We start from the raw sequence: 23789 nt of genomic DNA on the forward strand, positions 1-23789 counted from the left end.
ATATTCTATTAATCAGTGTATTTATATCTATTAAAAAATACCCTTAAATATCACTTTCATGAATTTTTATTGCAATTGTAATTCTGGTTGAGATTTTGGTACTTCCAGCTTTGGTTTTGCTGTTTGCGGAATTTCCACGTCTCGGCTTTTTCTGCCTAACTCAGTTACAACAGGTTTATCCATTGTACCGCTGATCTGAAACTTAATTTCTGAAATGACCTTAGCTGAATGTATTACTTTATCGATAGCCAATGCAGCCAAACCTGTAACTGGGTTCACCATCCAAGCAACAATCACAGGAATACTGGATGTTACTTCAGGTAAAACGGCTAAATCATAATTTAATTCATGGGTATTTAAATTAGCATAGCCTTTTATTGATACATCTGCAGGAACACCGTCAACTTTTGTATTAGTCGTTGTCGCTAATCCGTTTTTTAAATACATAGACCCTTTAATACTGTTATAAAAAAAACCTTTAGCAAATACATCTCTAAAATCTAATTTTAACTTTCTAACTAATGAATCCAGGCTCAGTAAAGAAAAAACTCTTGCGCCACCATCGCTCACCTCTGTTAAATGGCCATCTGCTAAATTCCATTTAAAGTCTCCAGATAAAGATGCGACGTCAAATTCATAAGGTAAACCTTGCCAGTTTAGATCAAAATTTGCATCTGCTTTAGAATCTTTGATAGTAGATGTCAGATCATATTCATCAAACAGTTCACCTATATCTTTGCTTGTAAACTGGCCTTTTAGATAAGTCATTTCATTTTTCCATAAACCACTTGCTGTTAATTTATGTTTATTTTTATCTAAAATAAAATCTGATATCTGAATACCATTTTCCGCTGGATCTAAGTTAACAATTAATTTATCTAGCTGATAATCATCAATTCGACAATCCGCACAGTTAAAGCGGATCGCTGGCAACGAATAAAACCAGCTGGTATCTGTTTTTTCTTTTTCAATTGCATTCGTTTTGTCTGTTTCAGGCAAATTGAAACGTAAATAATCAGCTTCAATATAAATAGGTCGTTGAGCAAGTACTTTTGGAATACTTACCTGGGCCCTTAACTCTTTAGCCATTAATTTTAGTTGTGTACTTTGGGCGAAATTATCTAACTTAAAATCTAATTCATTAAATATAATGCCCGATAAATCAACTTTTTCAATCTCACCTTTAATTTGCTTTAAAGGCGGGAAAATACCAGAGGACTCACCTTGATTTATATTTTCAAGTAAGTGATCTATAAATGGGATCCAACTTTTCATGTTAGCATGCTTCAAATTAATGCTCACATCAAAGTCAGAAGCATTTAACCCTAAATCACTGGTTCCAACAATCAAGTGGGCATGACTCATGCTGGTTGTTTTATTTTCAAAAATACTATTAAAGAAAAGCTGTTCATTTAAATTAAGTGTAATTAAATTTGATATTTCATCCCCTCTCACAACCCCTTTAAATGTTTTAATTTGCGCTATATCTTTATTAAATGGCTTAGGTAAAGAGGTTGCAAAACCTTCTAGTGTAGAGTTAATTTCAGCTTGGTAATGAAAGCCTGAGTCAGGCAATCCCAATTTAAAGTCTATTGATAAAGGCATCTCACCTGAAACATATCCAGACATTAACCCTGTACCTTTGCTTAACAATTGTTCCACAGGCCAGTTCACATCGCCTTTAACTGTCAAAGCATACTCTTTAGGTGTTTGCTCACCAGATATAGCTAAGTTAATTGGTAGCCCTAACCAGTTTGCAGAGATATTTGGTAAATTGATTTGATTATCAATAAAACTAAGCACTCCAGATACTTTATCTAATTCAATTCCTGGCTTAGTGATATTAACATCAATATCTGAAAAGCTAACTGTACCTTTTGTAATAACTTCAGGTTTAGATAAATTAACTTTTAAATGGGTAAAACCTGACACATGACCTTTAGCATCTACAATTTTTAATACCTCACCAACAGATTTTGATAAAGGCGTTTTTGCAAAAAAAGGCTGTAAAATTTTCGCATCAACTTCATTATTTATTTTGACATCTAGCCAATCAGATATACGTAAATCATCAATACTGACTGTTACACCATCCTTTAAAGAAAGATTAACTAGCTGACCAGTATCACTAAATATATCCATTCTTTGGCGATCAAAAACTAAATCAACGTCTAAATTTTTAATACTTGGCCAATCAGGTTGAAATTGAAACTCTGCATCAACCACTTTTGCTGCAACGGCGAAATGGCCATCATTATCTTCATAAGGGAAACTTGAAAACTTGCCATGCCAAAGCACTTGAGCTTGCTCTACTTGCCCACCTAATAATGAGTCATTTAAGTAATCGATGGTACCTTGCGGCATATAGCCTTTAGGGTAATACTCTTTTGCCAGTATGGCTTTAGGGCCTTTTAATTCAGCATACAAGCTCATTGAAGCCTCATCATATAGATTCAGTGTTAGCTCTGCAGCTAGACTTAAATCTGTATTATGAAGCCAAATATTATCACTTTTAATTTGCCAACCAGAATCCTGCTTTAACATAGAAAGTGTTAAATCAATCTGTTCATAGTTAATGTTTTTTGGAAACAAATCACCCGTTAGCAACTGGTTTTGTTCAGAATGAAGTGAAATAGTCCCGGAAGATTGATTAAAATTAACATCAAGTTCAAAATCTTCTACTCCAGGTATGCCTTGATGATTAATCCAACCAACACTATTTGCTTTAGCTGACACCTGCCAGTCACTTTCATGGTTAAAGTTAACAAATAAATCGGTTATTTGCCCTTTAGGCTTTCTTATCAATAAAGGTTCAAAAGCCTTATTATTTACTAGCTGTGAAAGCTGACTAAGCATTTCTATATCTAGATTTTTAATTTCCCCTTTGAATTGGTATTTATTTCTCTCTACTTCTAAATTCATGTTTGGCCAAGCAGCATGATTACTACTCATCATTAAATCAGATGAATTTAACAGCCAGCCCATTTCTGTAGGTTTAAAACGTAAAGTACCTGAAGTAATAGCAAAATTTTGTTCTATATTATTTAAGTCCCAACTCAAAGTGCTTGGTTGCCATTCTAGCTGAATGCTTTTAAACAAACCTTTATCTATCCGTGACCATAGCTCAAAATTAATATCTGATTGAACTGATTTAATATCTTTGGAAATTGTAGATGAAAGCCAAGGCGTGATATTTAAGCTCTTAGCAACTAAGTATAATTCACCAAAAGAATCATTAAACTCTGTACCATATAAATCTAAAATAATATTTAAATAATTATCTGAAATACCAGGTAAACTTATTGTCCCTTGACCTTGATGCTTTTCATTTTTGTTTTGCCAGCTTAATTTTTGCAGTTCTACGGTTCTATGATTTCCATCTCGCATTACAACTTCTACCAAGCTATTTTCTAAAGCAAAGTGACCAATTTCACCTAAAAACAATCCCTCAAATAAATCAAGCTGATCATTCGCCTTATCGGTTTCAGTTTGCTGCGACTGCTTAAGTAATTCTGGTAAATTTATATTCGCTTTAAGACCATCTAATACAAAATAGCTAGAACGAAACTGCCTATCAATTACTGTTTGCCATAAATTAATGTGCAAACGCGTTTGTTTGATTTCGAGCTTAATTGGTGAAAGTGAATTTGATTGAAAATATATATTATTCAACTCTAGTGCGGGACCTTTTCCTTGCCAGCCCGCAGAGATATTTCCGATTGATAATTCAACATTAAATTTATCTAAAATCAAACTTTCAAAGTGTGATTTATATTCATTTGCATGAGGTAAACTATATTTTAGAACTGAAATTAGCACAGCTAAAAGAACAAGGGTAATGGCAAAAAACTGCCAAATTTTTCTAATACAAGAAAAGCAAAAGCGCCCAATTGTTAAGCGCTTTACTTTTTCAGTCGTATTTTTTTGTACAACAGGGTTTTGCACTACATCATCACCACATCAAATTGTTCTTGAGTATATAAGACTTCGGTCTGTATGCTGACAGGCTTACCTATAAACAACTCAAGTTCGGCTAAGTTGTGATATTCATCATTTTTCAAAGCTTCGCTTACAGCTTGTGATGTATACACAACAAATTTATCCGCATTATAGGCGCGATTCACTCTCACTATTTCTCTTAATATTTCATAACATACAGTTTCTACAGTTTTTAAAGCACCACGCCCCTGACATGCTGGACAGAAGTCACATAAAATATGCTCTAAACTTTCTCTTGTACGTTTGCGCGTCATTTCAACTAAACCTAAAGCTGAAAATCCATGAATATTCGCTTTTGTTCTTTCTTTAGATAATCCTAAGTCTAAGGCGTGCAATACACGCTTTTGATGTTCATCACATGACATATCAATAAAATCAATGATAATAATACCGCCAAGATTCCGCAATCTTAGCTGTCGTGCAATCGCATGCGCTGCTTCAATATTAGTATTAAATATGGTTTCTTCAAGGTTTCTGTGGCCAACAAAAGCTCCGGTATTAACGTCTACGGTTGTCATTGCTTCTGTTTGGTCAAAAATCAAATAACCACCAGACTTAAGCTCTACTTTACGCTGTAAAGCCCGTTGAATTTCATTTTCAACATTAAACAAATCAAAAATAGGTCTTTCACCAGGATAATACTCTAATGGTGCTGTAAGCTGCGGTACAAATTCCTCAGTAAAGGCTTTAAGTTGCTGATATGTCAATTTAGAGTCAACTCTAATTCTCTCCATATCTTCGCCAACAAAATCTCTTAATGTGCGAAAAGCTAAAATTAGATCTTCGTGTAAAATACCTTCTTTTGATAACTTTTTTCGTTTTTCTTTGATTTTTAGCCAAAGCTTTTTCAGAAACTTAGCATCATGAGCAAGCTCTAACTCTGAAGCGCCTTCTGCGGCAGTACGAATTATAAAGCCACCATCATCATCATTATATTGTTTAACAATATTTTTTAAGCGAAGTCTTTCTTCATCTGTTTCGATTCTTTGGCTTACACCTACATGCTTAGCATCTGGCATGAAAACCAAATATCGAGAAGGTATAGTAATATCAGTAGTAAGTCGTGCCCCTTTAGTGCCAAGCGGATCTTTAACCACTTGCACCATAATAAGCTGACCTTGGCGTACTAAGGCTCTTATATCTTGGGTTTTCTTAACATTAGAAGCCGCAACTCCCTCTGTTATGATTGTACTATTAACGATATCAGAAGCATGCAGGAATGCCGCTTTATCTAAACCGATATCAACAAATGCAGCCTGCATACCAGGTAATACACGGCTTATTTTTCCTAAATATATATTACCAACTATACCAAGATGACTTTGGCGTTCTAATTGAATCTCTTGCAATACACCATTTTCAATAAGTGCTACTCGACTTTCACTTGGTGTAATATTAATTAATAGTTCAGAGCTCATGATTCATTCCAGAAATGTGATAATAATTGTTCGGTTTCAAATAATGGCAAACCGACTACAGAAAAGTAACTACCACTAATATGGCTTACAAATCGCCCTGCTAATCCTTGAATACCATAGCTACCAGCTTTATCATTCGGCTCTTTTGTTGCTATGTATTCATTTATTTCTTGTTCTGATAAGCTTTTAAATGTCACATCTGTGATCACGAGTTTACTTCTGACTTTATGCTCATTTGCAAAAGCAATCGCGGTCATAACTTGATGCGTACGACCAGATAAACTTTCTAGCATGCTTTTAGCATCAAGATTATCTTTTGGTTTACCTAATATCCTATCATCTAATACAACTATAGTATCAGAACCCAATACAGGTCGATCTTTATAACCTGAATCAACACCTGTTTTCGCTTTAAGGCAAGCTAACCTAAGAACATGCTGCTCTGGTGTCTCATCATCAATATGAGACTCATCCACATCTAAAGAAAATTGTTTGAACTCAAAATCTAGCTGATTTAATAGCTCTTTACGTCTAGGGGAAGCTGAAGCTAAGTATATTAAATTTGTCATTATCGGATCCTAAAATGGCGTCGATATTTTCTAAGCAATAAAAAGATCCAAACCCAAGATAAAGATCCAGTCAAGACTGGCCATAAATATTGAGGTAAAAAGTAGATATCAATTAAAAAATGGCTCACCCAAAATTGTAATAAGTGATATAAGGCAAGAAATAGCGCTATTAATAATGATTGCTGTGGTACGGAGTAATTTCTAATTTTTTGATAATTACTTGCTGTAATATAAATTGATACAGAGTAGGTAAGTGAGTGCACACCTAAAGGTGAGCCTATTGCTAAATCCATTAATAAACCTACAATCCAAGCTGTACCAATATTAACTCTATGAGGCAATGCCAGTGACCAATACATAAGGATTAACAATACCCAGTCTGGCTGAAAAGGCTGTAACTCTCTTGGCAAAGGAATTAATGCTACAACTAATGCAACAAAAATTGATAATAGGATCAACCAATAATGCCTATTCATCATTTTCATTTACCTTAGTTTGCTGCGACCATAATAAAACAAGTAGTCTAATACGATCTAATTGAGCAATAGGCTGCGCATATACTTTTGAGAATGGCTTACTTTCATCTCTTTCTATGTTTGTCACAGTTGCCACAGGTAAACCTTCAGGGAAAATATCACCTAAACCTGAGCTAACTAAAATATCCCCCACTCTGATATCCATGCTATGGGGCACATGTGGTAATTCAACCTGATTGAGCTTGCCATTCCCTTCTACAACTGTTTGTATATTATTCCTTAATACGCGAACTGGGATTGCATGAGTATTGTCAGTCATTAATAATACACGACTTGTAGACGAGCCAACTTGTATTACTTTGCCTACAACACCTAAATCATCGACAACAGCTAATCCCTCTACAACATTATCTAAAAAACCCTTATTAATAACAACTTGTTGATTATAAGTATTAGAGTGTATGGATAAGATTTTAGTGACCAGCTTTTTACTTTCTAATTTGGCAGATGAATTTAGAAGTGCTCTTAATTTCAAGTTTTCATTTTGTAAAAACTGAAACTCAAGCAGTTTGGCATTTTGCTCTAGCTGCTTTGCTTTTAATGATGTGTTTTGTGCTAACAGTAACTCTCTAGAATCTAAATTTTGAGAGCTCCAATTTAAAAACTCAGAAGGCATATTTGCAAAATAAAATAAGGGGCTTACAAAAGTATTTAAACTGGTACGAATTGTAGATGCACCTGACGTATACCTATCTCCCAGCATTATTAAGCCACTTAAAACAACTGCGATGATTAATCGCAGTTGTAAAGAAGCATTTCGACCAAATAATAAATTCATTAATCGTAACTAAATACATCACCGCCATGCATGTCGATCATCTCAAGAGCTTTACCGCCGCCTCTTGCTACACATGTCAAAGGGTCATCAGCAACTACAACTGGAATACCTGTTTCTTCCATCAATAAACGGTCTAAATCTTTCAATAAAGCGCCACCGCCAGTTAATACCATACCGTGTGCAGATATATCAGAAGCTAGTTCAGGTGGAGATTGCTCTAATGCAACCATTACAGCACTTACAATCCCTTGAAGAGGTTCTTGTAATGCATCTAAGATTTCGTGTGAGTTAAGGGTAAAAGACCTTGGAACACCTTCAGCTAAGTTACGACCACGCACTTCAATTTCTTTCGCTTCTTCTGTTTTAAATGCAGAACCGATTTCATGCTTAATTCGCTCAGCAGTTGCCTCACCAATCAAGCTACCAAAATTACGACGTACGTAGTTGATGATAGCTTCATCAAATTTATCACCGCCGATACGCACAGAAGATGAATAAACAATACCGTTCAATGAAATGATAGCTACTTCGGTAGTACCACCACCAATATCCACAACCATAGAGCCTGTTGCTTCAGATACAGGTAAACCAGCACCAATTGCTGCAGCCATAGGTTCTTCAATTAAATATACTTCTCTTGCTCCTGCTCCCATAGCTGATTCACGGATTGCACGTTTTTCAACTTGAGTAGCGCCACAAGGAACACAAATTAATACTCTTGGGCTAGGGCGTAAAAAATTATTGTCATGAACTTGCTTGATAAAGTGCTGTAACATTTTTTCAGTTACATAAAAATCAGCAATTACACCATCTTTCATAGGACGGATTGCTTTAATATTACCAGGTGTTCTACCAAGCATTTGTTTTGCTTCTGTTCCTACTGAAGCAATGCTTTTAGGGCCACCAGGCTTATCATGTCTGATAGCGACAACTGAAGGTTCATTTAATACTATGCCCTGCTCTTTCACATAAATTAGAGTATTAGCAGTCCCTAAATCTATGGATAAATCATTTGAAAAAATTCCACGAAGCTTTTTAAACATAAAGCAGGTTGATCCTTGTATATTGTTATTTTGTTTATAGACTAACTATTTTAATGCCAATGGTATTATTTTAATAACATGCTATTTATTGTTAATCATTAAAAGTAATTAAGTCATATTTTATAAAAAAAATGAGTTAAATGAAATTATCAATCTTATATATAGGCACTTATTTCAGCCCTAAATTTATCTTTCTTTTACTAATCTAAAACCAATGTAGTTTGCTCTAAATTCAGTAGATAGAATAAGTCGAGTTGAAGCACGCGCTAAGCTTGGTGCAAAATTCCATGCTCCGCCTCTTACAGCGACATCAGACTGGCCAGCTGTTTTTTGTGTCCATTCCCATACATTGCCAACCATATCGTGTAAGCCAAACTGATTAGCTGAGAATGACCCCACTGGAGAAGGGCTCTTATTTGACCATTCACTACCACACCAACCACAATTTGCTTGATTTGAGCCTATATCGTTACTCCAAGAATAATCCGTAGATGTGCCTGCTCGTGCAGCATATTCCCACTCTACTTCATTTGGTAAACGAAATTCATTATTAGTTGTACTAGATAACCAGTCAGCATAAGCTTTTGCATCATTATAAGTTAAACACACTACAGGAAAGTCATCAGCTTGTTCATAGCCAGGGTTTTTCCAATTTAACGAAGGTTCCCAAACAGGCTCGCCGTTAAGGTAATAAGCACACCCTTTTCCAGATTCAGCTTCTGTTACATAATTAGTTTCAATAACAAAAGAATTATATTGTGCTACAGATACTTCTTTTGAGTTCATTGCAAAAGAATCACTCAAGATTTTTTTTGTTACTGGCTGCTCATTTGCCAATCCATTACCTGTTATATCACCCATCTCAAAGCTACCTGCAGGAATAACGACCATGCCAGGAACCGATACATTACTTATAAGAGTTTCTAAAGCAGGTGTAGACACAACAGGAGCCTTGTTCTTGACTAAGCGTGCTTTTAGAGTTTGTGCTTTACGGAGGTTTAGTGTTTTCTTATAAGAAGAATAACCTAGTTTACGAATTTCAATATCATGAATACCGACAGGTAACTCAACCGACAAACGCGTTGAACCATAACTTACGCCATCAATAAACACTTCATCATCGTGCACATTAGAGCGTAATGTTAATTCATGTGTATATGCAATTTCAGGTTCTTGAATAACATCTACAACAGGCTTACTATAAGTTTGATTTTTTTTTCTGTTTTTGGATAAGTTTTTGATGCTGTAACAGGATCCGAAAAGCGTACATTCCCTGTAAAATTTGACGATTCTTGTGAGCTATATACACTTTGGAAAGAACTTGAGTACTCACTACAAAAACGATTATCTAAATTTAATAAATGACATAACCGACTGTTATTAGCTTCACCTCTCATGGTCACACTTAGATTAACGTCATAATTGCCATGACCACTAAAGCCATTACTTACAACATGACTATTTAGTACCTGAACTCTTGCACCAGCAGAGTTTCTTTTTGGTTCAACTAAACGGATCTCTGTTAAATTTGCAAAGACTTGGTCTAAAAAGCGTTTTGTTGCCTTTTGCATACCTAAATGCTGGCCTCTTTGCTCACAAGCAGCAAGTGTCTCAGTACGCTTACAGTTAATTGTATTTTGTATTTCAAGCGTGCCATCACGATTAAACTCATTTCTTAATCGCTCAACTCTTGCTGTATTTTTTTGTTCTTTCAAACCTTCAAGTGTATTTAATAAAGAATGCCTGTCGATGCGAATTTTTTCGATATCTTTTCTGTGTGCAGCAATTGAAGCCAATTGCATAGCAATGTCTTCTTTATTTGTTTTATGTGAGTCAACAGCATTTTGATATCTCAATTTTGTATCTGAAATATCTAAAGAGGGATCCTCAATTAATCTACGATATAACGCATTCATTGCATCTAAAGCTTGGTTTTTTTCTTTTTCTAACTTTGTTGATCTCGCACGTAAAAGATCTAATTGATGCTGTTGTTGACTTTCATCCTTTAAATGCTTGTTCAATACATCAGTAAAACTATCAAAGTCAGCTTGTTTCAGTGTTATGTCATTCTCAATTGCCGTAACTGTATTTGTATCTTGCGCAACAGTAGTAAATGAGAGCAAGCTTAATGATATCAAAAGAGACAAAGGTGCAAATCGCATATATTTAATTCCCAAAAACGGCCTAATCACGCTAATTATTATCTTTTTATTTTATTAACCTACAATGCTATTTATTTGCAAGACAAAATACAAGCATTGATGTACTAATAGTTGAAGTTTCTACAATAAAAACCATTTGCTCGGTCTTTAATCGAAAATTATGCTGAATAAAATGAAATACAAGTATTAAATAAAATTAATATCGACTAAAAATATCATTTCATTGGTAAATTAAAGCAATATTAGAGGTTGACTCTTTACTATCATAAAAGCACTGATGCTAATTTTATAAATATATTTCAATATAATGTAGTAATTTATAGGTTAAGGTATTTGGATTTAACAAAAGAGATCGTAAATGGCTTTAGCCTCTTAGTGCATTTAGATGCTTTCTAAATCCCACAAAACAAAAAACCAATAGATTTCTGTATCGGGTTCTTCTTATTATTATGAGAGTGGAGCCAGATGTTCTGGCACTTCATATTAAATTCAAAAATGAAAAAGCCCAACTCAATGAGTTAGGCTTTTTACTGAAATTATGAGGGTAAGCCTGGCGATGCCAGCTAACACAATATTTATAAATTATAAAAAGCAAAAAAGCCGATACATTTCGGTATCGGCTTTCTTGTGATTATGAGAGTGGAGCCTGATGTATTGGCATCTTTAGTCTGAATAATATTAGACTCTAAAACGCAAAAATCCCAACTCAATGAGTTAGGCTTTTTACTGAAATTATGAGGGTAAGCCTGGCGATGCCAGCTAACACAATATTTTTAAATTATAAAAAGCAAAAAAGCCGATACATTTCTGTATCGGCTTTCTTTAATTAGGAGCCTGGCGATGTCCTACTTTCACATGGGAAACCCCACACTATCATCGGCGCTGTTTCGTTTCACTTCTGAGTTCGGCATGGGATCAGGTGGGTCCAAAACGCTATTGTCACCAAGCAAAATTTGTCTGGAACAATTTTTAACGCACTTTAGTGCGCCCCGCTAGGGTAAATTACATGGATGTAATTTATAAAATCATTCCCAATTCGCTTTGTTCTTGTTTTCTTTAATAAATTCGGTCTGCTGATACAGATATCATAAAAGTATTCTACTTTAGTTAACACTAACTTCTTGCTTGTTTCTATCACACACAAAACCACTTTGGCGTTGTATGGTTAAGCCTCACGGGTAATTAGTACAAGTTAGCTCAAGGCCTCACAACCCTTACACACCTTGCCTATCAACGTTGTAGTCTCCAACGGCCCTTCAGAGTGCTTATAGCACTAGTGAGAAATCATCTCGAGGCCTGCTTCGCGCTTAGATGCTTTCAGCGCTTATCAGTTCCGAACGTAGCTACCGGGCAATGCCATTGGCATGACAACCCGAACACCAGCGGTTCGTTCACTCCGGTCCTCTCGTACTAGGAGCAACCCCTCTCAATTCTCAAACGCCCACGGCAGATAGGGACCGAACTGTCTCACGACGTTCTAAACCCAGCTCGCGTACCACTTTAAATGGCGAACAGCCATACCCTTGGGACCGACTTCAGCCCCAGGATGTGATGAGCCGACATCGAGGTGCCAAACACCGCCGTCGATATGAACTCTTGGGCGGTATCAGCCTGTTATCCCCGGAGTACCTTTTATCCGTTGAGCGATGGCCCTTCCATTCAGAACCACCGGATCACTATGACCTACTTTCGTACCTGCTCGACGTGTCTGTCTCGCAGTTAAGCTTGCTTCTACCATTACACTAACCGTACGATGTCCGACCGTACTTAGCAAACCTTCGTGCTCCTCCGTTACTCTTTGGGAGGAGACCGCCCCAGTCAAACTACCCACCAGGCACTGTCCGCAATCCCGCTTAGGGACCTACGTTAGAACATCAAAACTACAAGGGTGGTATTTCAAGGTTGACTCCATAACATCTAGCGACGCTACTTCAAAGTCTCCCACCTATCCTACACATGTAGGTTCAATGTTCAGTGCCAAGCTGTAGTAAAGGTTCACGGGGTCTTTCCGTCTAGCCGCGGGTACACAGCATCTTCACTGCGATTTCAATTTCACTGAGTCTCGGGTGGAGACAGCGTGGCCATGGTTACACCATTCGTGCAGGTCGGAACTTACCCGACAAGGAATTTCGCTACCTTAGGACCGTTATAGTTACGGCCGCCGTTTACCGGGGCTTCGATCAAGAGCTTCTCCGAAGATAACCCCATCAATTAACCTTCCGGCACCGGGCAGGTGTCACACCGTATACGTCATCTTTCGATTTTGCACAGTGCTGTGTTTTTAATAAACAGTCCCAGCCACCTAGTTTCTGAGACCAACTTCAGCTCCACACGTAAAGCGCTTCACCTAATGTTGGCGTACCTTCTCCCGAAGTTACGGTACAATTTTGCCTAGTTCCTTCACCCGAGTTCTCTCAAGCGCCTTAGTATTCTCTACCTGACCACCTGTGTCGGTTTGGGGTACGATTCATTATAAACTGAAGCTTAGAGGCTTTTCCTGGAAGTATGGCACCAACAACTTCATCACCGTAGTGACTCGTCTCGTGTCTCAGCCTTAATGATAACCCGGATTTACCTAAGTCATCAGCCTACGCACTTTCACATGGACAACCAACGCCATGCTTGTTTAGCCTGCTCCGTCCCCCCTTCGCATTTATAATAAGTACGGGAATATTAACCCGTTTCCCATCGACTACGCCTTTCGGCCTCGCCTTAGGAGTCGACTCACCCTACCCTGATTAACATGGGATAGGAACCCTTGGTCTTCCGGCGTGGGGGTTTTTCACCCCCATTATCGTTACTCATGTCAGCATTCGCACTTCTGATACCTCCAGCATACCTCCCGGTACACCTTCAACGGCTTACAGAACGCTCCCCTACCCCGCATACAAAGTACGCAGGCGCATCTTCGGTGGTATGTTTAGCCCCGTTACATCTTCCGCGCAGACCGACTCGACCAGTGAGCTATTACGCTTTCTTTAAAGGGTGGCTGCTTCTAAGCCAACCTCCTGGCTGTCTGGGCCTTTCCACATCGTTTCCCACTTAACATACACTTTGGGACCTTAGATGGCGCTCTGGGTTGTTTCCCTCTTCACGACGGACGTTAGCACCCGCCGTGTGTCTCCCGGATATTACTTAACGGTATTCGGAGTTTGCATGGGGTTGGTAAGTCGGGATGACCCCCTAGCCCAAACAGTGCTCTACCCCCGTCAGTATTCATCCGAGGCTCTACCTAAATAGATTTCGGGGAGAACCAGCTATCTCCCGGTTTGATTAGCCTTTCACTCCTAGCCACAAGTCATCCCCTCACTTTTCAACGTAAGTGGGTTCGGTCCTCCAGTTGATGTTACTCAACCTTCAACCTGCCCATGGCTAGATCACCGGGTTTCGGGTCTATACCCTGCAACTAGTCGCCCAGTTAAGACTCGGTTTCCCTACGGCTCCCCTATTCGGTTAACCTCGCTACAAAATATAAGTCGCTGACCCATTATACAAAAGGTACGCAGTCACAAAGCAAAGCTTTGCTCCTACTGCTTGTACGTACACGGTTTCAGGTTCTATTTCACTCCCCTCACAGGGGTTCTTTTCGCCTTTCCCTCACGGTACTGGTTCACTATCGGTCAGTTGGGAGTATTTAGCCTTGGAGGATGGTCCCCCCATATTCAGTCAGGATATCACGTGTCCCGACCTACTCGATTTCACTTTATATAAGTTTTCGTATACAGGACTATCACCTTGTATCGTTGCACTTTCCAGAGCATTCTACTAACTACAATAAAGCTTAAGGGCTGTTTCGATTTCGCTCGCCGCTACTTTCGAAATCTCGGTTGATTTCTGTTCCTACGGGTACTTAGATGTTTCAGTTCTCCGCGTTCGCCTCGTTAACCTATGTATTCAGTTAACGATACCTATAAATAGGTGGGTTTCCCCATTCGGAAATCTAAGTCTCAAGTGCTTTTTACTAGCTCGACTTAGCTTATCGCAAGTTAATACGTCCTTCATCGCCTCCAACTGCCAAGGCATCCACCGTGTACGCTTATTCACTTAACCATACAACCCAAAATAGTCTTACAACTACAATGTGCTGTATTATTTCGTGACAGTTAACTTCGCCAGAAGTTAATGTTTTGAATACTAAAGTAGATGCCAATCATTAATTACTTATAAATAAGTAAACAATAAATTGGCATGAATGCATCACCATATAACATGGCTATCATTCGTTTCTTTTACTTTTTGAAAACTCTTAATAAATGTTTAATAAACATTTATTAGAATTTTTATATCAGCTTTCCAAATTTTTAAAGAGCACATAAATAATTCATTCCAAAGAACAAACTATTTAATAATCATCTGTGTGGACACTGGCATGCAAACCAGTTCTTTCGTATAAGGAGGTGATCCAGCCCCAGGTTCCCCTAGGGCTACCTTGTTACGACTTCACCCCAGTCATGAATCACTCCGTGGTGACCGTCCTCTGCAAGCAGTTAGACTAGCCACTTCTGGAGCAACCCACTCCCATGGTGTGACGGGCGGTGTGTACAAGGCCCGGGAACGTATTCACCGCGGCATTCTGATCCGCGATTACTAGCGATTCCGACTTCATGGAGTCGAGTTGCAGACTCCAATCCGGACTACGACAGGCTTTAAGTGATTCGCTTACCCTCGCGAGCTCGCAGCACTCTGTACCTGCCATTGTAGCACGTGTGTAGCCCTACACGTAAGGGCCATGATGACTTGACGTCGTCCCCACCTTCCTCCGGTTTATCACCGGCAGTCTCCCTAGAGTTCTCAGCATTACCTGCTAGCAACTAAGGATAGGGGTTGCGCTCGTTGCGGGACTTAACCCAACATCTCACAACACGAGCTGACGACAGCCATGCAGCACCTGTCTCAGAGTTCCCGAAGGCACAAGTCTATCTCTAGTCTCTTCTCTGGATGTCAAGTGTAGGTAAGGTTCTTCGCGTTGCATCGAATTAAACCACATGCTCCACCGCTTGTGCGGGCCCCCGTCAATTCATTTGAGTTTTAACCTTGCGGCCGTACTCCCCAGGCGGTCTACTTAATGCGTTAGCTTTGGAAAAGTCATCCGAAGATTCCAGCTCCTAGTAGACATCGTTTACGGCGTGGACTACCGGGGTATCTAATCCCGTTTGCTCCCCACGCTTTCGTACATGAGCGTCAGTATTGACCCAGGTGGCTGCCTTCGCCATCGGTATTCCTTCAGATCTCTACGCATTTCACCGCTACACCTGAAATTCTACCACCCTCTATCATACTCTAGTCTGCCAGTTCGAAATGCAGTTCCCAGGTTGAGCCCGGGGCTTTCACATCTCGCTTAACAAACCGCCTGCGTACGCTTTACGCCCAGTAATTCCGATTAACGCTTGCACCCCTCGTATTACCGCGGCTGCTGGCACGAAGTTAGCCGGTGCTTCTTCTGCGAGTAACGTCACAGCTATAGTCTATTAAACTATAACCTTTCCTCCTCGCTGAAAGTGCTTTACAACCCTAGGGCCTTCTTCACACACGCGGCATGGCTGCATCAGGCTTGCGCCCATTGTGCAATATTCCCCACTGCTGCCTCCCGTAGGAGTCTGGACCGTGTCTCAGTTCCAGTGTGGCTGATCATCCTCTCAAACCAGCTAGGGATCGTCGCCTTGGTGAGCCTTTACCTCAACCAACTAGCTAATCCCACTTGGGCTAATCTTTAGGCGTGAGGCCCGAAGGTCCCCCACTTTGGTCCGTAGACATCATGCGGTATTAGCAGTCGTTTCCAACTGTTGTCCCCCACCTAAAGGCATATTCCCAAGCATTACTCACCCGTCCGCCGCTCGTCAGCAGATAGCAAGCTATCTCTGTTACCGCTCGACTTGCATGTGTTAGGCCTGCCGCCAGCGTTCAATCTGAGCCATGATCAAACTCTTCAATTAAAAAGTTTTTTGTCTTTGTCTATAAAATAGATGAGACAGCTCAATGAATTCTGTTTTTGATATTAAATTTAACAAAGTTAAACTTAACGTCGCATATGACTGTGTAGTCACTCGCTCTTTCCTAAAAGGATTAAGTGAACAGATTTTAATGAGACTCTAATTTTGTGTCACTTCAAAAAGTGACTTTAGAACTCAATCTGCAAGAGTGCCCACACAGATGATTACTTATTGTTAAAGAACGTTGCTTTGAAGCTATGCTTCGAAGCGGAGGTGCATAATACACCTTAAAATTTTTGAGTCAATGGTTAATTTAAAATTAATATTTAACTTTAAATCTGATTCAAAATTTTTTGAGATAAATCTCAATCCAACATCATTCGATATCGCTACATCCCTTTAGTCTCTTACCTTAAAGTCTGTTGCTTGCCGTCTGTGTCGGTGGAGGCGCAGTATAGACAGATCCGAAATGATCGCAAGGCATTTTTAAAATAAATTCAATAAAACCTTAGATATGTATAAATAACAATCAAAAAGTTAAAAATTAAAAAACAATTAATAATACGTAATCTGGATATTAAATATGTGCATTTTATAAATAGAGATTAGTTTTAAGAAGAGATCAAAAAAGATCCTGTGTAATTATTACATTTTATTAAATAATACCAGAACTATTAACTTAGAGGCTAAAAGTAGCTGTTTGTAGTAGAGGAGTTACTAATAATATGTCATGCACACTTTGTGATGATATAAAACTAAGTTGAAGAAATTTCATAAATTTTTGATATAAAAAAACCGAGTTCTATTAACTCGGTTTTTATACTTTAATTAAGCTCTAAAGCTAATTTAAGATTTATTCTGCTGACTGTACTTCTTCTTGAACTTCTTCAGTCGCTGGGCGATCGATTAGTTCAATGTAAGCCATTGGTGCTTTATCACCTGTACGGAAACCACACTTAAGAATACGAGTGTAACCACCTGGACGGTTTTCATAACGAGGACCAAGCTCGTTAAATAAAATACCAACAACTTCTTTATCACGAGTACGAGCAAATGCTAAACGACGATTTGCAACACTGTCAGTTTTAGCAAGTGTGATTAAAGGTTCAATTACACTACGTAACTCTTTTGCTTTAGGCAAAGTTGTTCTGATGATTTGGTGCTTCACCAGTGAACCCGCCATATTGCTGAACATCGCTTTACGATGACTGCTGTTACGGTTTAATTGACGACCACTCTTACGATGGCGCATGACCTATCCTTCTAACGAAACTTTATCTAGTGATTTGGATTATTCAGCTAGACTTGCAGGCGGCCAATTTTCTAAGCGCATGCCTAGAGAAAGTCCACGTGAAGCTAACACATCTTTGATTTCAGTTAGAGACTTCTTACCTAAATTAGGCGTTTTAAGAAGCTCAACTTCAGTACGTTGTACCAAATCACCAATATATTGAATTTGCTCGGCTTTCAAACAGTTCGCAGAACGAACAGTTAGCTCAAGATCATCAACAGGACGAAGTAGAATCGGATCGAATTCTGGCTTCTCTTCTTTCTCTTCTGGCTCAGTTACATCACGTAAATCTACGAATGCATCTAGTTGTTCAGCCATAATAGTTGAAGCACGGCGGATCGCTTCTTCTGGATCCAATGTACCGTTAGTTTCCATGTCGATAATTAACTTATCTAAATCTGTACGCTGTTCTACACGCGCTGATTCAACCGAGTACGCAATACGCTCAACTGGGCTAAATGATGCATCAAGCAACAATCTGCCAATTGGGCGCTCATCGTCTTCAGAGGATAAACGGCTTGCCGCTGGTACATAACCACGTCCACGTTCAACATGAATTCTCATATTGATCTCACTGCTATCAGTCGTTAAATGACAAATAACATGATCTGGATTAGCTATTTCTACTGTACCATCGTGCTGAATATCTGCCGCAGTTACAGGACCTTTGCCTGATTTAGTCAACGTTAAAAATACATCGTCTTTATCTTCTAAAGAAACCGCTAGGCTTTTTAGATTTAATAAGATTTCAATAATGTCTTCTTGAACGCCTTCTTTTGCACTGTATTCGTGCAATACGCCATCAATTTCAACTTCAGTTACTGCACATCCTGGCATGGATGATAGCAATATACGACGTAAAGCATTTCCTAGCGTATGACCAAAGCCACGCTCTAGTGGTTCTAGCACCACTTTAGAACGCGTTGGATTGATTGCGTCAATAGCAACCAGTTGTGGCTTTAGAAATTCGGTTACAGAACCCTGCATTTTTATCCTCTCTTAACTCTTAACTTTACTTCGAGTAAAGTTCGACGATTAGCTGTTCATTTATTTCTGCAGACAGATCAGAACGCTCAGGTAGACGTTTAAATACGCCTTCAAGTGCTTTATTGTCTACTTCAACCCAAGTTGGTTTTTCACGTTGTGAAGCCAACTCTAGAGCAGCGATGATACGAGATTGTTTTTTCGACTTCTCACGGATCACAACAGTGTCTTCTGCAGTGATACGGAATGAAGGAATGTTAACAACACGACCATTAACCATAATCGCTTTGTGAGATACAAGTTGACGTGCTTCAGCGCGTGTACTTGCAAAACCCATGCGATATACAACATTATCAAGACGTTGCTCAAGAAGTTGTAACAAGTTTTCACCTGTATTACCCTTGATACGTGCAGCATCTTTGTAGTAATTACGGAATTGCTTTTCTAATACACCGTACATACGACGTACTTTTTGCTTTTCACGTAATTGTAAACCGTAATCAGATAGACGACCCTTACGAGCGCCATGCTGACCAGGTGCAGTCTCTAATTTACACTTAGAGTCGATAGCTCTAACGCCGCTCTTAAGGAACAGGTCAGTACCTTCACGACGGCTTAGCTTGAGCGTTGGGCCCAAATATCTTGCCATGTTCTTTCTCCTAACCTATTGTTATACGCGACGTTTCTTCGGTGGACGACAACCATTATGTGGTATCGGCGTCACGTCAGTAATGTTTGTAATTCTAAAACCAGCAGCATTTAATGCACGAACAGCAGACTCACGGCCTGGACCTGGACCTTTAATAAATACTTCAAGGTTTTTCAAACCGTATTCTTTAGCGGCATTACCTGCACGCTCAGCAGCAACCTGTGCAGCGAATGGCGTAGATTTACGTGAACCACGGAAACCTGAACCACCTGCAGTTGCCCAAGATAAAGCATTACCTTGACGATCTGAAATAGTTACAATAGTGTTGTTGAAAGAAGCATGAACATGAGCCATACCATCTGCAACCTGTTTTTTTACCTTCTTACGACGAACTGGTGCTTTAGCCATAATCTATATCCCCTTATCGCTTGATAGGCTTACGTGGACCCTTACGAGTACGCGCGTTAGTCTTAGTTCTTTGACCACGTAGTGGTAAAGAGCGACGGTGACGAAGACCACGATAACAACCAAGGTCCATAAGACGTTTGATATTTAAAGTAACTTCACGGCGAAGATCACCTTCAACGGTGTACTTACCAACTTCTTCACGAAGTTGATCAAGTGTTTCTTCATTTAGTTCACTGATCTTTGTAGATTCAGCAATTCCTGTCGCAGCTAAAATTGATTTAGCGCGAGTTGTACCAACACCATAAATGGCAGTAATAGCTACTACTGCGTGCTTATGATCAGGGACGTTAATGCCAGCAATACGGGCCACTAACACATCTCCTAATTATGGATTTGATTATCAATTTGTTGGAAAGCCCGTTAGGATACCCAACTAATGATCAAATCATCTAAAAAAACAGACCAAGCTAAAATAGCTCAGTCTGCACGATTTCTTAATTAACCTTGCCTTTGCTTATGCTTAGGCTCTATGCAAATTACACGTACAACACCGGCACGTTTAATAACTTTACAATTACGGCAAATCTTTTTAACGGATGCACGTACTTTCATGAGTCATCTCCGTAGCTATCTAAAAGTGCCTATCGGCCATAACCTTTTAGATTTGCTTTTTTAAGTACAGAATCATACTGATGAGACATCAGATGTGTTTGTACTTGTGCCATAAAGTCCATGATCACTACTACGATAATCAATATTGATGTACCGCCAAAGTAGAATGGAGTTTTCCACGCCATTGTCATAAACTCGGGCACCAGACAGATAAAGGTAATATATAGAGCGCCTGCTAATGTCAAACGCGTCATTACTTTATCAATGTATTTTGATGTCTGCTCACCTGGACGAATACCAGGGATAAAAGCCCCTGACTTCTTCAAGTTGTCTGCTGTTTCACGAGGGTTAAAAACCAACGCTGTATAGAAAAAACAAAAGAATATGATCGCTGCTGCTAATACCATCGCATATAACGGCTGTCCAGGAGACAACGCTAAAGAAATAGTTTGAAGCACATCAGCAAGTACACCTTCGCCTTGTCCGAACCAGCTGGCGATTGTACCAGGGAACAGAATAATACTACTAGCAAAGATTGGTGGAATAACACCTGCCATATTAACTTTCAATGGTAAATGTGTACTTTGCGCTGCAAAAACCTGACGGCCTTGTTGACGTTTAGCGTAATTAACGACGATACGACGTTGACCACGTTCAAAGAACACTACAATGTAAGTAACAGCAAATACGATAACCCCAATGCCTAGTAACATTAGAACATTCAAATCACCTTGGCGCGCCATTTCGACTGTCTCACCAATCGCAGACGGCAAGTTAGCTACAATACCAACAAATATAAGAACTGAGATACCGTTACCGATTCCGCGTTCTGTTATTTGTTCGCCCAGCCACATTAGGAACATAGTACCAGTTACTAAACTGATAACAGCAGTAAAGTAAAACCCTATACCAGGATTTAACACTAAGTCAGCCATCATGTTTGGTAACGCAGTTGATATTCCTACTGCTTGGAATGTAGCAAGCACAAGCGTAGCATAACGTGTGTACTGACTAATTTTCTTACGCCCTTGCTCACCTTCTTTCTTTAGCTCTATCATCGCAGGATGTATGTGCGTTAATAGCTGCATAATAATTGAAGCTGAGATGTAAGGCATAATACCTAAAGCCAGAACAGAAGCTCGCTCAAGAGCTCCACCACTGAACATGTTCATCATGCCAGCAATGGAGTCCTTTTGTTGCGCGAAGAATTCGGCAAGTACAGCGGCGTTAACCCCAGGGATTGGCACAAAGGAACCTAAACGGTAAATAATGATTGCGCCGAGTATAAATAATAAACGACGTTTCAATTCCGATAGTCCGCCTTGCGCACTTGATGTATCTTGACCTGGTTTAGCCATGGAGTACTTTCCTTATTATTCTTCTATCTTGCCTCCGGCAGCTTCAATCGCTTCGCGAGCACCCTTAGATGCTCTTAGACCTTTTACAGTCACTGGGCGTGAAACTTCACCAGATTTAACTATTTTTACGAACAAAACGTTCTTTTTAACCAGACCTGCAGCTTGTAGCGTGCTAAGTTCTACGATATCACCTTCAACTTTAGTGATTTCGAAAAGGTTTACTTCAGCAGATACTAGTGATTTGCGTGAAGTGAAACCGAACTTAGGAAGACGACGTTGCATAGGCATTTGACCGCCTTCAAAACCAACGCGTACTTTACCACCTGAGCGAGACTTTTGACCTTTGTGACCACGGCCACCAGTCTTACCAATACCAGAACCGATACCACGGCCTTGGCGTTTTCTGTCTTTATTCGCACCAGCAGCAGGTGAAAGTGTATTCAATAACATGAACTAGCCCTCAACCTTAACCATATAAGAAACTTGATTGATCATACCACGAACGCAAGCTGTATCTTCTAGCTCTACAGTGTGATTGATACGACGTAAACCAAGTCCGCGTAATGTCGCTTTATGTTTAGGTAAACGACCAATTGAACTTTTAACCTGTGTAACTTTAACAGTTTTATTAGCCATGGTTCTACCCTACAATTTGAGCAACAGTAAGACCACGCTTAGCTGCAATAGACTCTGGAGAATTCATGTTCTCTAAAGCTTTTACAGTAGCGCGAACTACGTTGATTGGGTTAGTTGAACCGTAACATTTAGAAAGAACGTTCTGAACGCCCACTACTTCTAAAACTGCACGCATTGCACCACCAGCGATAATACCAGTACCTTCTGAAGCAGGCTTCATAAATACTTGAGAACCAGAGTGACGGCCCTTTATTGCGTGTTGTAATGTGTTACCGTTAAGTTCAACGTTGATCATGTTACGACGTGCTTTTTCCATTGCTTTTTGAATTGCAGCTGGAACTTCACGTGCTTTACCGTAACCAAAACCTACTTTACCTGCGCCATCACCAACTACAGTTAGTGCTGTGAAGCTAAAGATACGACCACCTTTAACTACTTTAGACACACGGTTTACAGCAACTAGCTTTTCAGCGAATTCTGTTTGTTTTGCTTCTACGTTAGCCATTGTCTACTCCTAGAATTGCAAACCGGCTTCACGCGCGGCATCAGCCAACGCCTTCACACGGCCGTGATATTTAAAGCCACTACGATCAAAGGCAATCTTAGTAATGTTCTTGTCAGCTGCACGTTGTGCAACTGCAGTACCAACAGCTTCAGCTGCTGTAGCATTACTAGTACCTTTAACTGCTTCGCCAATCACTTTTTCAACAGTAGAAGCAGCAGCCAAAACGATACCCTCAGCAGTAACTACTTGAGCGTACATGTGCTTTGACGTGCGGTGGATAACAAGACGTGTAACGCCTTGTTCAATATAATTTCTACGTGTGCGTTTAGCACGACGTAAACGAGCTGTTTTCTTATCCATCGTCCTACCCTACTTCTTCTTGGCTTCTTTACGACGCACATTTTCGTCAGCGTAACGTACACCTTTACCTTTATAAGGCTCTGGCTTACGGTATGCACGAATGTTAGCTGATACTTGACCTACTAACTGTTTATCTGCGCCTTTAACAAGCAATTCAGTTTGGCTTGGTGCTTCAATCGTAATTCCTTCTGGAATTGCGAAATTCACTGGATGAGAGAAGCCAAGAGTTAAGTTTAATACTTTACCCTTAACCGCTGCACGATAACCAACACCAATTAATTGAAGTTTCTTTTCGTAACCAGTAGTTACACCAACAATCATGTTGTTGATGTTAGCACGAGCAGTACCTGCTTGTGCCCAACCGTTAGCTACGCCTTCATTAGGCTGAGTTGTAATAACATTATCGTTTAAAGCAACATCAACAGCAGCGTTGATTGAACGTGATAACTCGCCGTTCTTACCTTTAACTTTGATGTCCTGGCCATTTAATGTAACTTCTACACCGGCTGGAACATTTATGGGTGCTTTAGCAACACGTGACATAATATTCT

Annotated in this window: 18 protein-coding genes, 3 rRNA genes and 1 pseudogene; all 22 read right to left on the reverse strand. The window is 39.5% G+C overall.

Features of this window, described 5'->3' with window-relative positions; translation table 11 throughout:
- Positions 1-66: 66 nt before the first annotated feature.
- Entirely contained in the window at positions 67-3945 is a 3879-nt protein-coding gene (locus PSA_RS00880; RefSeq protein WP_052380051.1) for a YhdP family protein, read from the reverse strand.
- Positions 3945-5417 carry a ribonuclease G gene (gene rng / locus PSA_RS00885; RefSeq protein WP_042146842.1) on the reverse strand — a complete coding sequence of 491 codons (1473 nt, stop codon included), beginning with the start codon at positions 5415-5417 and terminating at the stop codon, positions 3945-3947. Before rng ends, PSA_RS00880 begins: the two co-directional genes overlap by 1 nt.
- Complete coding sequence (locus PSA_RS00890) at positions 5414-5986, reverse strand: nucleoside triphosphate pyrophosphatase (protein WP_042146844.1); 573 nt, start codon at positions 5984-5986, stop codon at positions 5414-5416. The genes rng and PSA_RS00890 overlap by 4 nt, the downstream gene beginning before the upstream one ends.
- Positions 5986-6465 carry a rod shape-determining protein MreD gene (gene mreD, locus PSA_RS00895; RefSeq protein WP_082305593.1) on the reverse strand — a complete coding sequence of 160 codons (480 nt, stop codon included), beginning with the start codon at positions 6463-6465 and terminating at the stop codon, positions 5986-5988. Before mreD ends, PSA_RS00890 begins: the two co-directional genes overlap by 1 nt.
- Entirely contained in the window at positions 6455-7300 is an 846-nt protein-coding gene (mreC, locus tag PSA_RS00900; RefSeq protein WP_042146846.1) for a rod shape-determining protein MreC, read from the reverse strand. The genes mreD and mreC overlap by 11 nt, the downstream gene beginning before the upstream one ends.
- Positions 7300-8343 (reverse strand): rod shape-determining protein, encoded by a 1044-nt coding sequence (locus PSA_RS00905; RefSeq protein WP_042146848.1) that lies wholly within the window; start codon positions 8341-8343, stop codon positions 7300-7302. The genes mreC and PSA_RS00905 overlap by 1 nt, the downstream gene beginning before the upstream one ends.
- A gap of 186 nt (positions 8344-8529) precedes the next feature.
- Positions 8530-10505: pseudogene (locus PSA_RS26125) on the reverse strand (SUMF1/EgtB/PvdO family nonheme iron enzyme).
- Positions 10506-11337: 832 nt separating this feature from the next.
- Positions 11338-11452: ribosomal RNA gene (rrf, locus tag PSA_RS00915) — 5S ribosomal RNA — on the reverse strand.
- Between the two features lie 214 nt (positions 11453-11666).
- Positions 11667-14555 (reverse strand): 23S ribosomal RNA (locus tag PSA_RS00920).
- 340 nt (positions 14556-14895) lie between these two features.
- Positions 14896-16438 (reverse strand): 16S ribosomal RNA (locus PSA_RS00925).
- The 16S, 23S and 5S rRNA genes sit together here, the layout of an rRNA operon.
- An 850-nt stretch (positions 16439-17288) precedes the next feature.
- Entirely contained in the window at positions 17289-17687 is a 399-nt protein-coding gene (rplQ, locus tag PSA_RS00930; protein ID WP_059364670.1) for a 50S ribosomal protein L17, read from the reverse strand.
- 39 nt (positions 17688-17726) lie between these two features.
- A complete protein-coding gene (gene rpoA / locus PSA_RS00935; protein WP_059364674.1) occupies positions 17727-18713 on the reverse strand; it encodes a DNA-directed RNA polymerase subunit alpha in 987 nt (328 codons plus the stop codon).
- Positions 18714-18738: 25 nt separating this feature from the next.
- Positions 18739-19359: a 30S ribosomal protein S4 gene (gene rpsD / locus PSA_RS00940; protein ID WP_059364677.1), complete on the reverse strand. Its 621-nt coding sequence runs from the start codon at positions 19357-19359 to the stop codon at positions 18739-18741.
- A 21-nt stretch (positions 19360-19380) separates the two neighbouring features.
- A complete protein-coding gene (gene rpsK, locus PSA_RS00945; RefSeq protein WP_059364684.1) occupies positions 19381-19767 on the reverse strand; it encodes a 30S ribosomal protein S11 in 387 nt (128 codons plus the stop codon).
- 13 nt (positions 19768-19780) lie between these two features.
- Positions 19781-20137: a 30S ribosomal protein S13 gene (gene rpsM / locus PSA_RS00950; RefSeq protein WP_059364687.1), complete on the reverse strand. Its 357-nt coding sequence runs from the start codon at positions 20135-20137 to the stop codon at positions 19781-19783.
- Between the two features lie 128 nt (positions 20138-20265).
- On the reverse strand, positions 20266-20379 hold the full coding sequence (gene rpmJ, locus PSA_RS00955) for a 50S ribosomal protein L36 (RefSeq protein WP_059364690.1): 114 nt from the start codon (positions 20377-20379) through the stop codon (positions 20266-20268).
- 29 nt (positions 20380-20408) lie between these two features.
- The gene (gene secY / locus PSA_RS00960) at positions 20409-21737 is read right to left on the reverse strand and encodes a preprotein translocase subunit SecY (protein WP_042153486.1); all 1329 of its coding nucleotides are present in this window, start codon (positions 21735-21737) and stop codon (positions 20409-20411) included.
- Positions 21738-21752: 15 nt separating this feature from the next.
- A complete protein-coding gene (rplO, locus tag PSA_RS00965; RefSeq protein WP_042153483.1) occupies positions 21753-22187 on the reverse strand; it encodes a 50S ribosomal protein L15 in 435 nt (144 codons plus the stop codon).
- Positions 22188-22190: 3 nt separating this feature from the next.
- The gene (rpmD, locus tag PSA_RS00970; protein ID WP_016710201.1) at positions 22191-22373 is read right to left on the reverse strand and encodes a 50S ribosomal protein L30; all 183 of its coding nucleotides are present in this window, start codon (positions 22371-22373) and stop codon (positions 22191-22193) included.
- Positions 22374-22377: 4 nt separating this feature from the next.
- Positions 22378-22878, reverse strand: a complete 501-nt coding sequence (gene rpsE, locus PSA_RS00975) for a 30S ribosomal protein S5 (protein ID WP_042153477.1) — start codon at positions 22876-22878, stop codon at positions 22378-22380.
- Positions 22879-22887: 9 nt separating this feature from the next.
- Entirely contained in the window at positions 22888-23238 is a 351-nt protein-coding gene (gene rplR, locus PSA_RS00980; RefSeq protein WP_042153473.1) for a 50S ribosomal protein L18, read from the reverse strand.
- Between the two features lie 9 nt (positions 23239-23247).
- Positions 23248-23781, reverse strand: a complete 534-nt coding sequence (gene rplF / locus PSA_RS00985; protein ID WP_042153470.1) for a 50S ribosomal protein L6 — start codon at positions 23779-23781, stop codon at positions 23248-23250.
- Positions 23782-23789 lie beyond the last annotated feature (8 nt).

This window comes from Pseudoalteromonas sp. '520P1 No. 423' (assembly GCF_001269985.1).
Lineage (GTDB): Bacteria > Pseudomonadota > Gammaproteobacteria > Enterobacterales > Alteromonadaceae > Pseudoalteromonas.

Coding starts and splice junctions, on each gene's coding strand:
- rng (WP_042146842.1), bottom strand. CDS start 5,417: ATGAGCTCTGAACTATTAATTAATATTACACCAAGTGAAAGTCGAGTA.
- rplR (WP_042153473.1), bottom strand. CDS start 23,238: ATGGATAAGAAAACAGCTCGTTTACGTCGTGCTAAACGCACACGTAGA.
- rplF (WP_042153470.1), bottom strand. CDS start 23,781: ATGTCACGTGTTGCTAAAGCACCCATAAATGTTCCAGCCGGTGTAGAA.
- PSA_RS00890 (WP_042146844.1), bottom strand. CDS start 5,986: ATGACAAATTTAATATACTTAGCTTCAGCTTCCCCTAGACGTAAAGAG.
- rpmD (WP_016710201.1), bottom strand. CDS start 22,373: ATGGCTAATAAAACTGTTAAAGTTACACAGGTTAAAAGTTCAATTGGT.
- rplO (WP_042153483.1), bottom strand. CDS start 22,187: ATGTTATTGAATACACTTTCACCTGCTGCTGGTGCGAATAAAGACAGA.
- rplQ (WP_059364670.1), bottom strand. CDS start 17,687: ATGCGCCATCGTAAGAGTGGTCGTCAATTAAACCGTAACAGCAGTCAT.
- secY (WP_042153486.1), bottom strand. CDS start 21,737: ATGGCTAAACCAGGTCAAGATACATCAAGTGCGCAAGGCGGACTATCG.
- PSA_RS00905 (WP_042146848.1), bottom strand. CDS start 8,343: ATGTTTAAAAAGCTTCGTGGAATTTTTTCAAATGATTTATCCATAGAT.
- mreD (WP_082305593.1), bottom strand. CDS start 6,465: ATGATGAATAGGCATTATTGGTTGATCCTATTATCAATTTTTGTTGCA.
- rpsE (WP_042153477.1), bottom strand. CDS start 22,878: ATGGCTAACGTAGAAGCAAAACAAACAGAATTCGCTGAAAAGCTAGTT.
- mreC (WP_042146846.1), bottom strand. CDS start 7,300: ATGAATTTATTATTTGGTCGAAATGCTTCTTTACAACTGCGATTAATC.
- rpsK (WP_059364684.1), bottom strand. CDS start 19,767: ATGGCTAAAGCACCAGTTCGTCGTAAGAAGGTAAAAAAACAGGTTGCA.
- rpmJ (WP_059364690.1), bottom strand. CDS start 20,379: ATGAAAGTACGTGCATCCGTTAAAAAGATTTGCCGTAATTGTAAAGTT.
- rpsD (WP_059364677.1), bottom strand. CDS start 19,359: ATGGCAAGATATTTGGGCCCAACGCTCAAGCTAAGCCGTCGTGAAGGT.
- rpoA (WP_059364674.1), bottom strand. CDS start 18,713: ATGCAGGGTTCTGTAACCGAATTTCTAAAGCCACAACTGGTTGCTATT.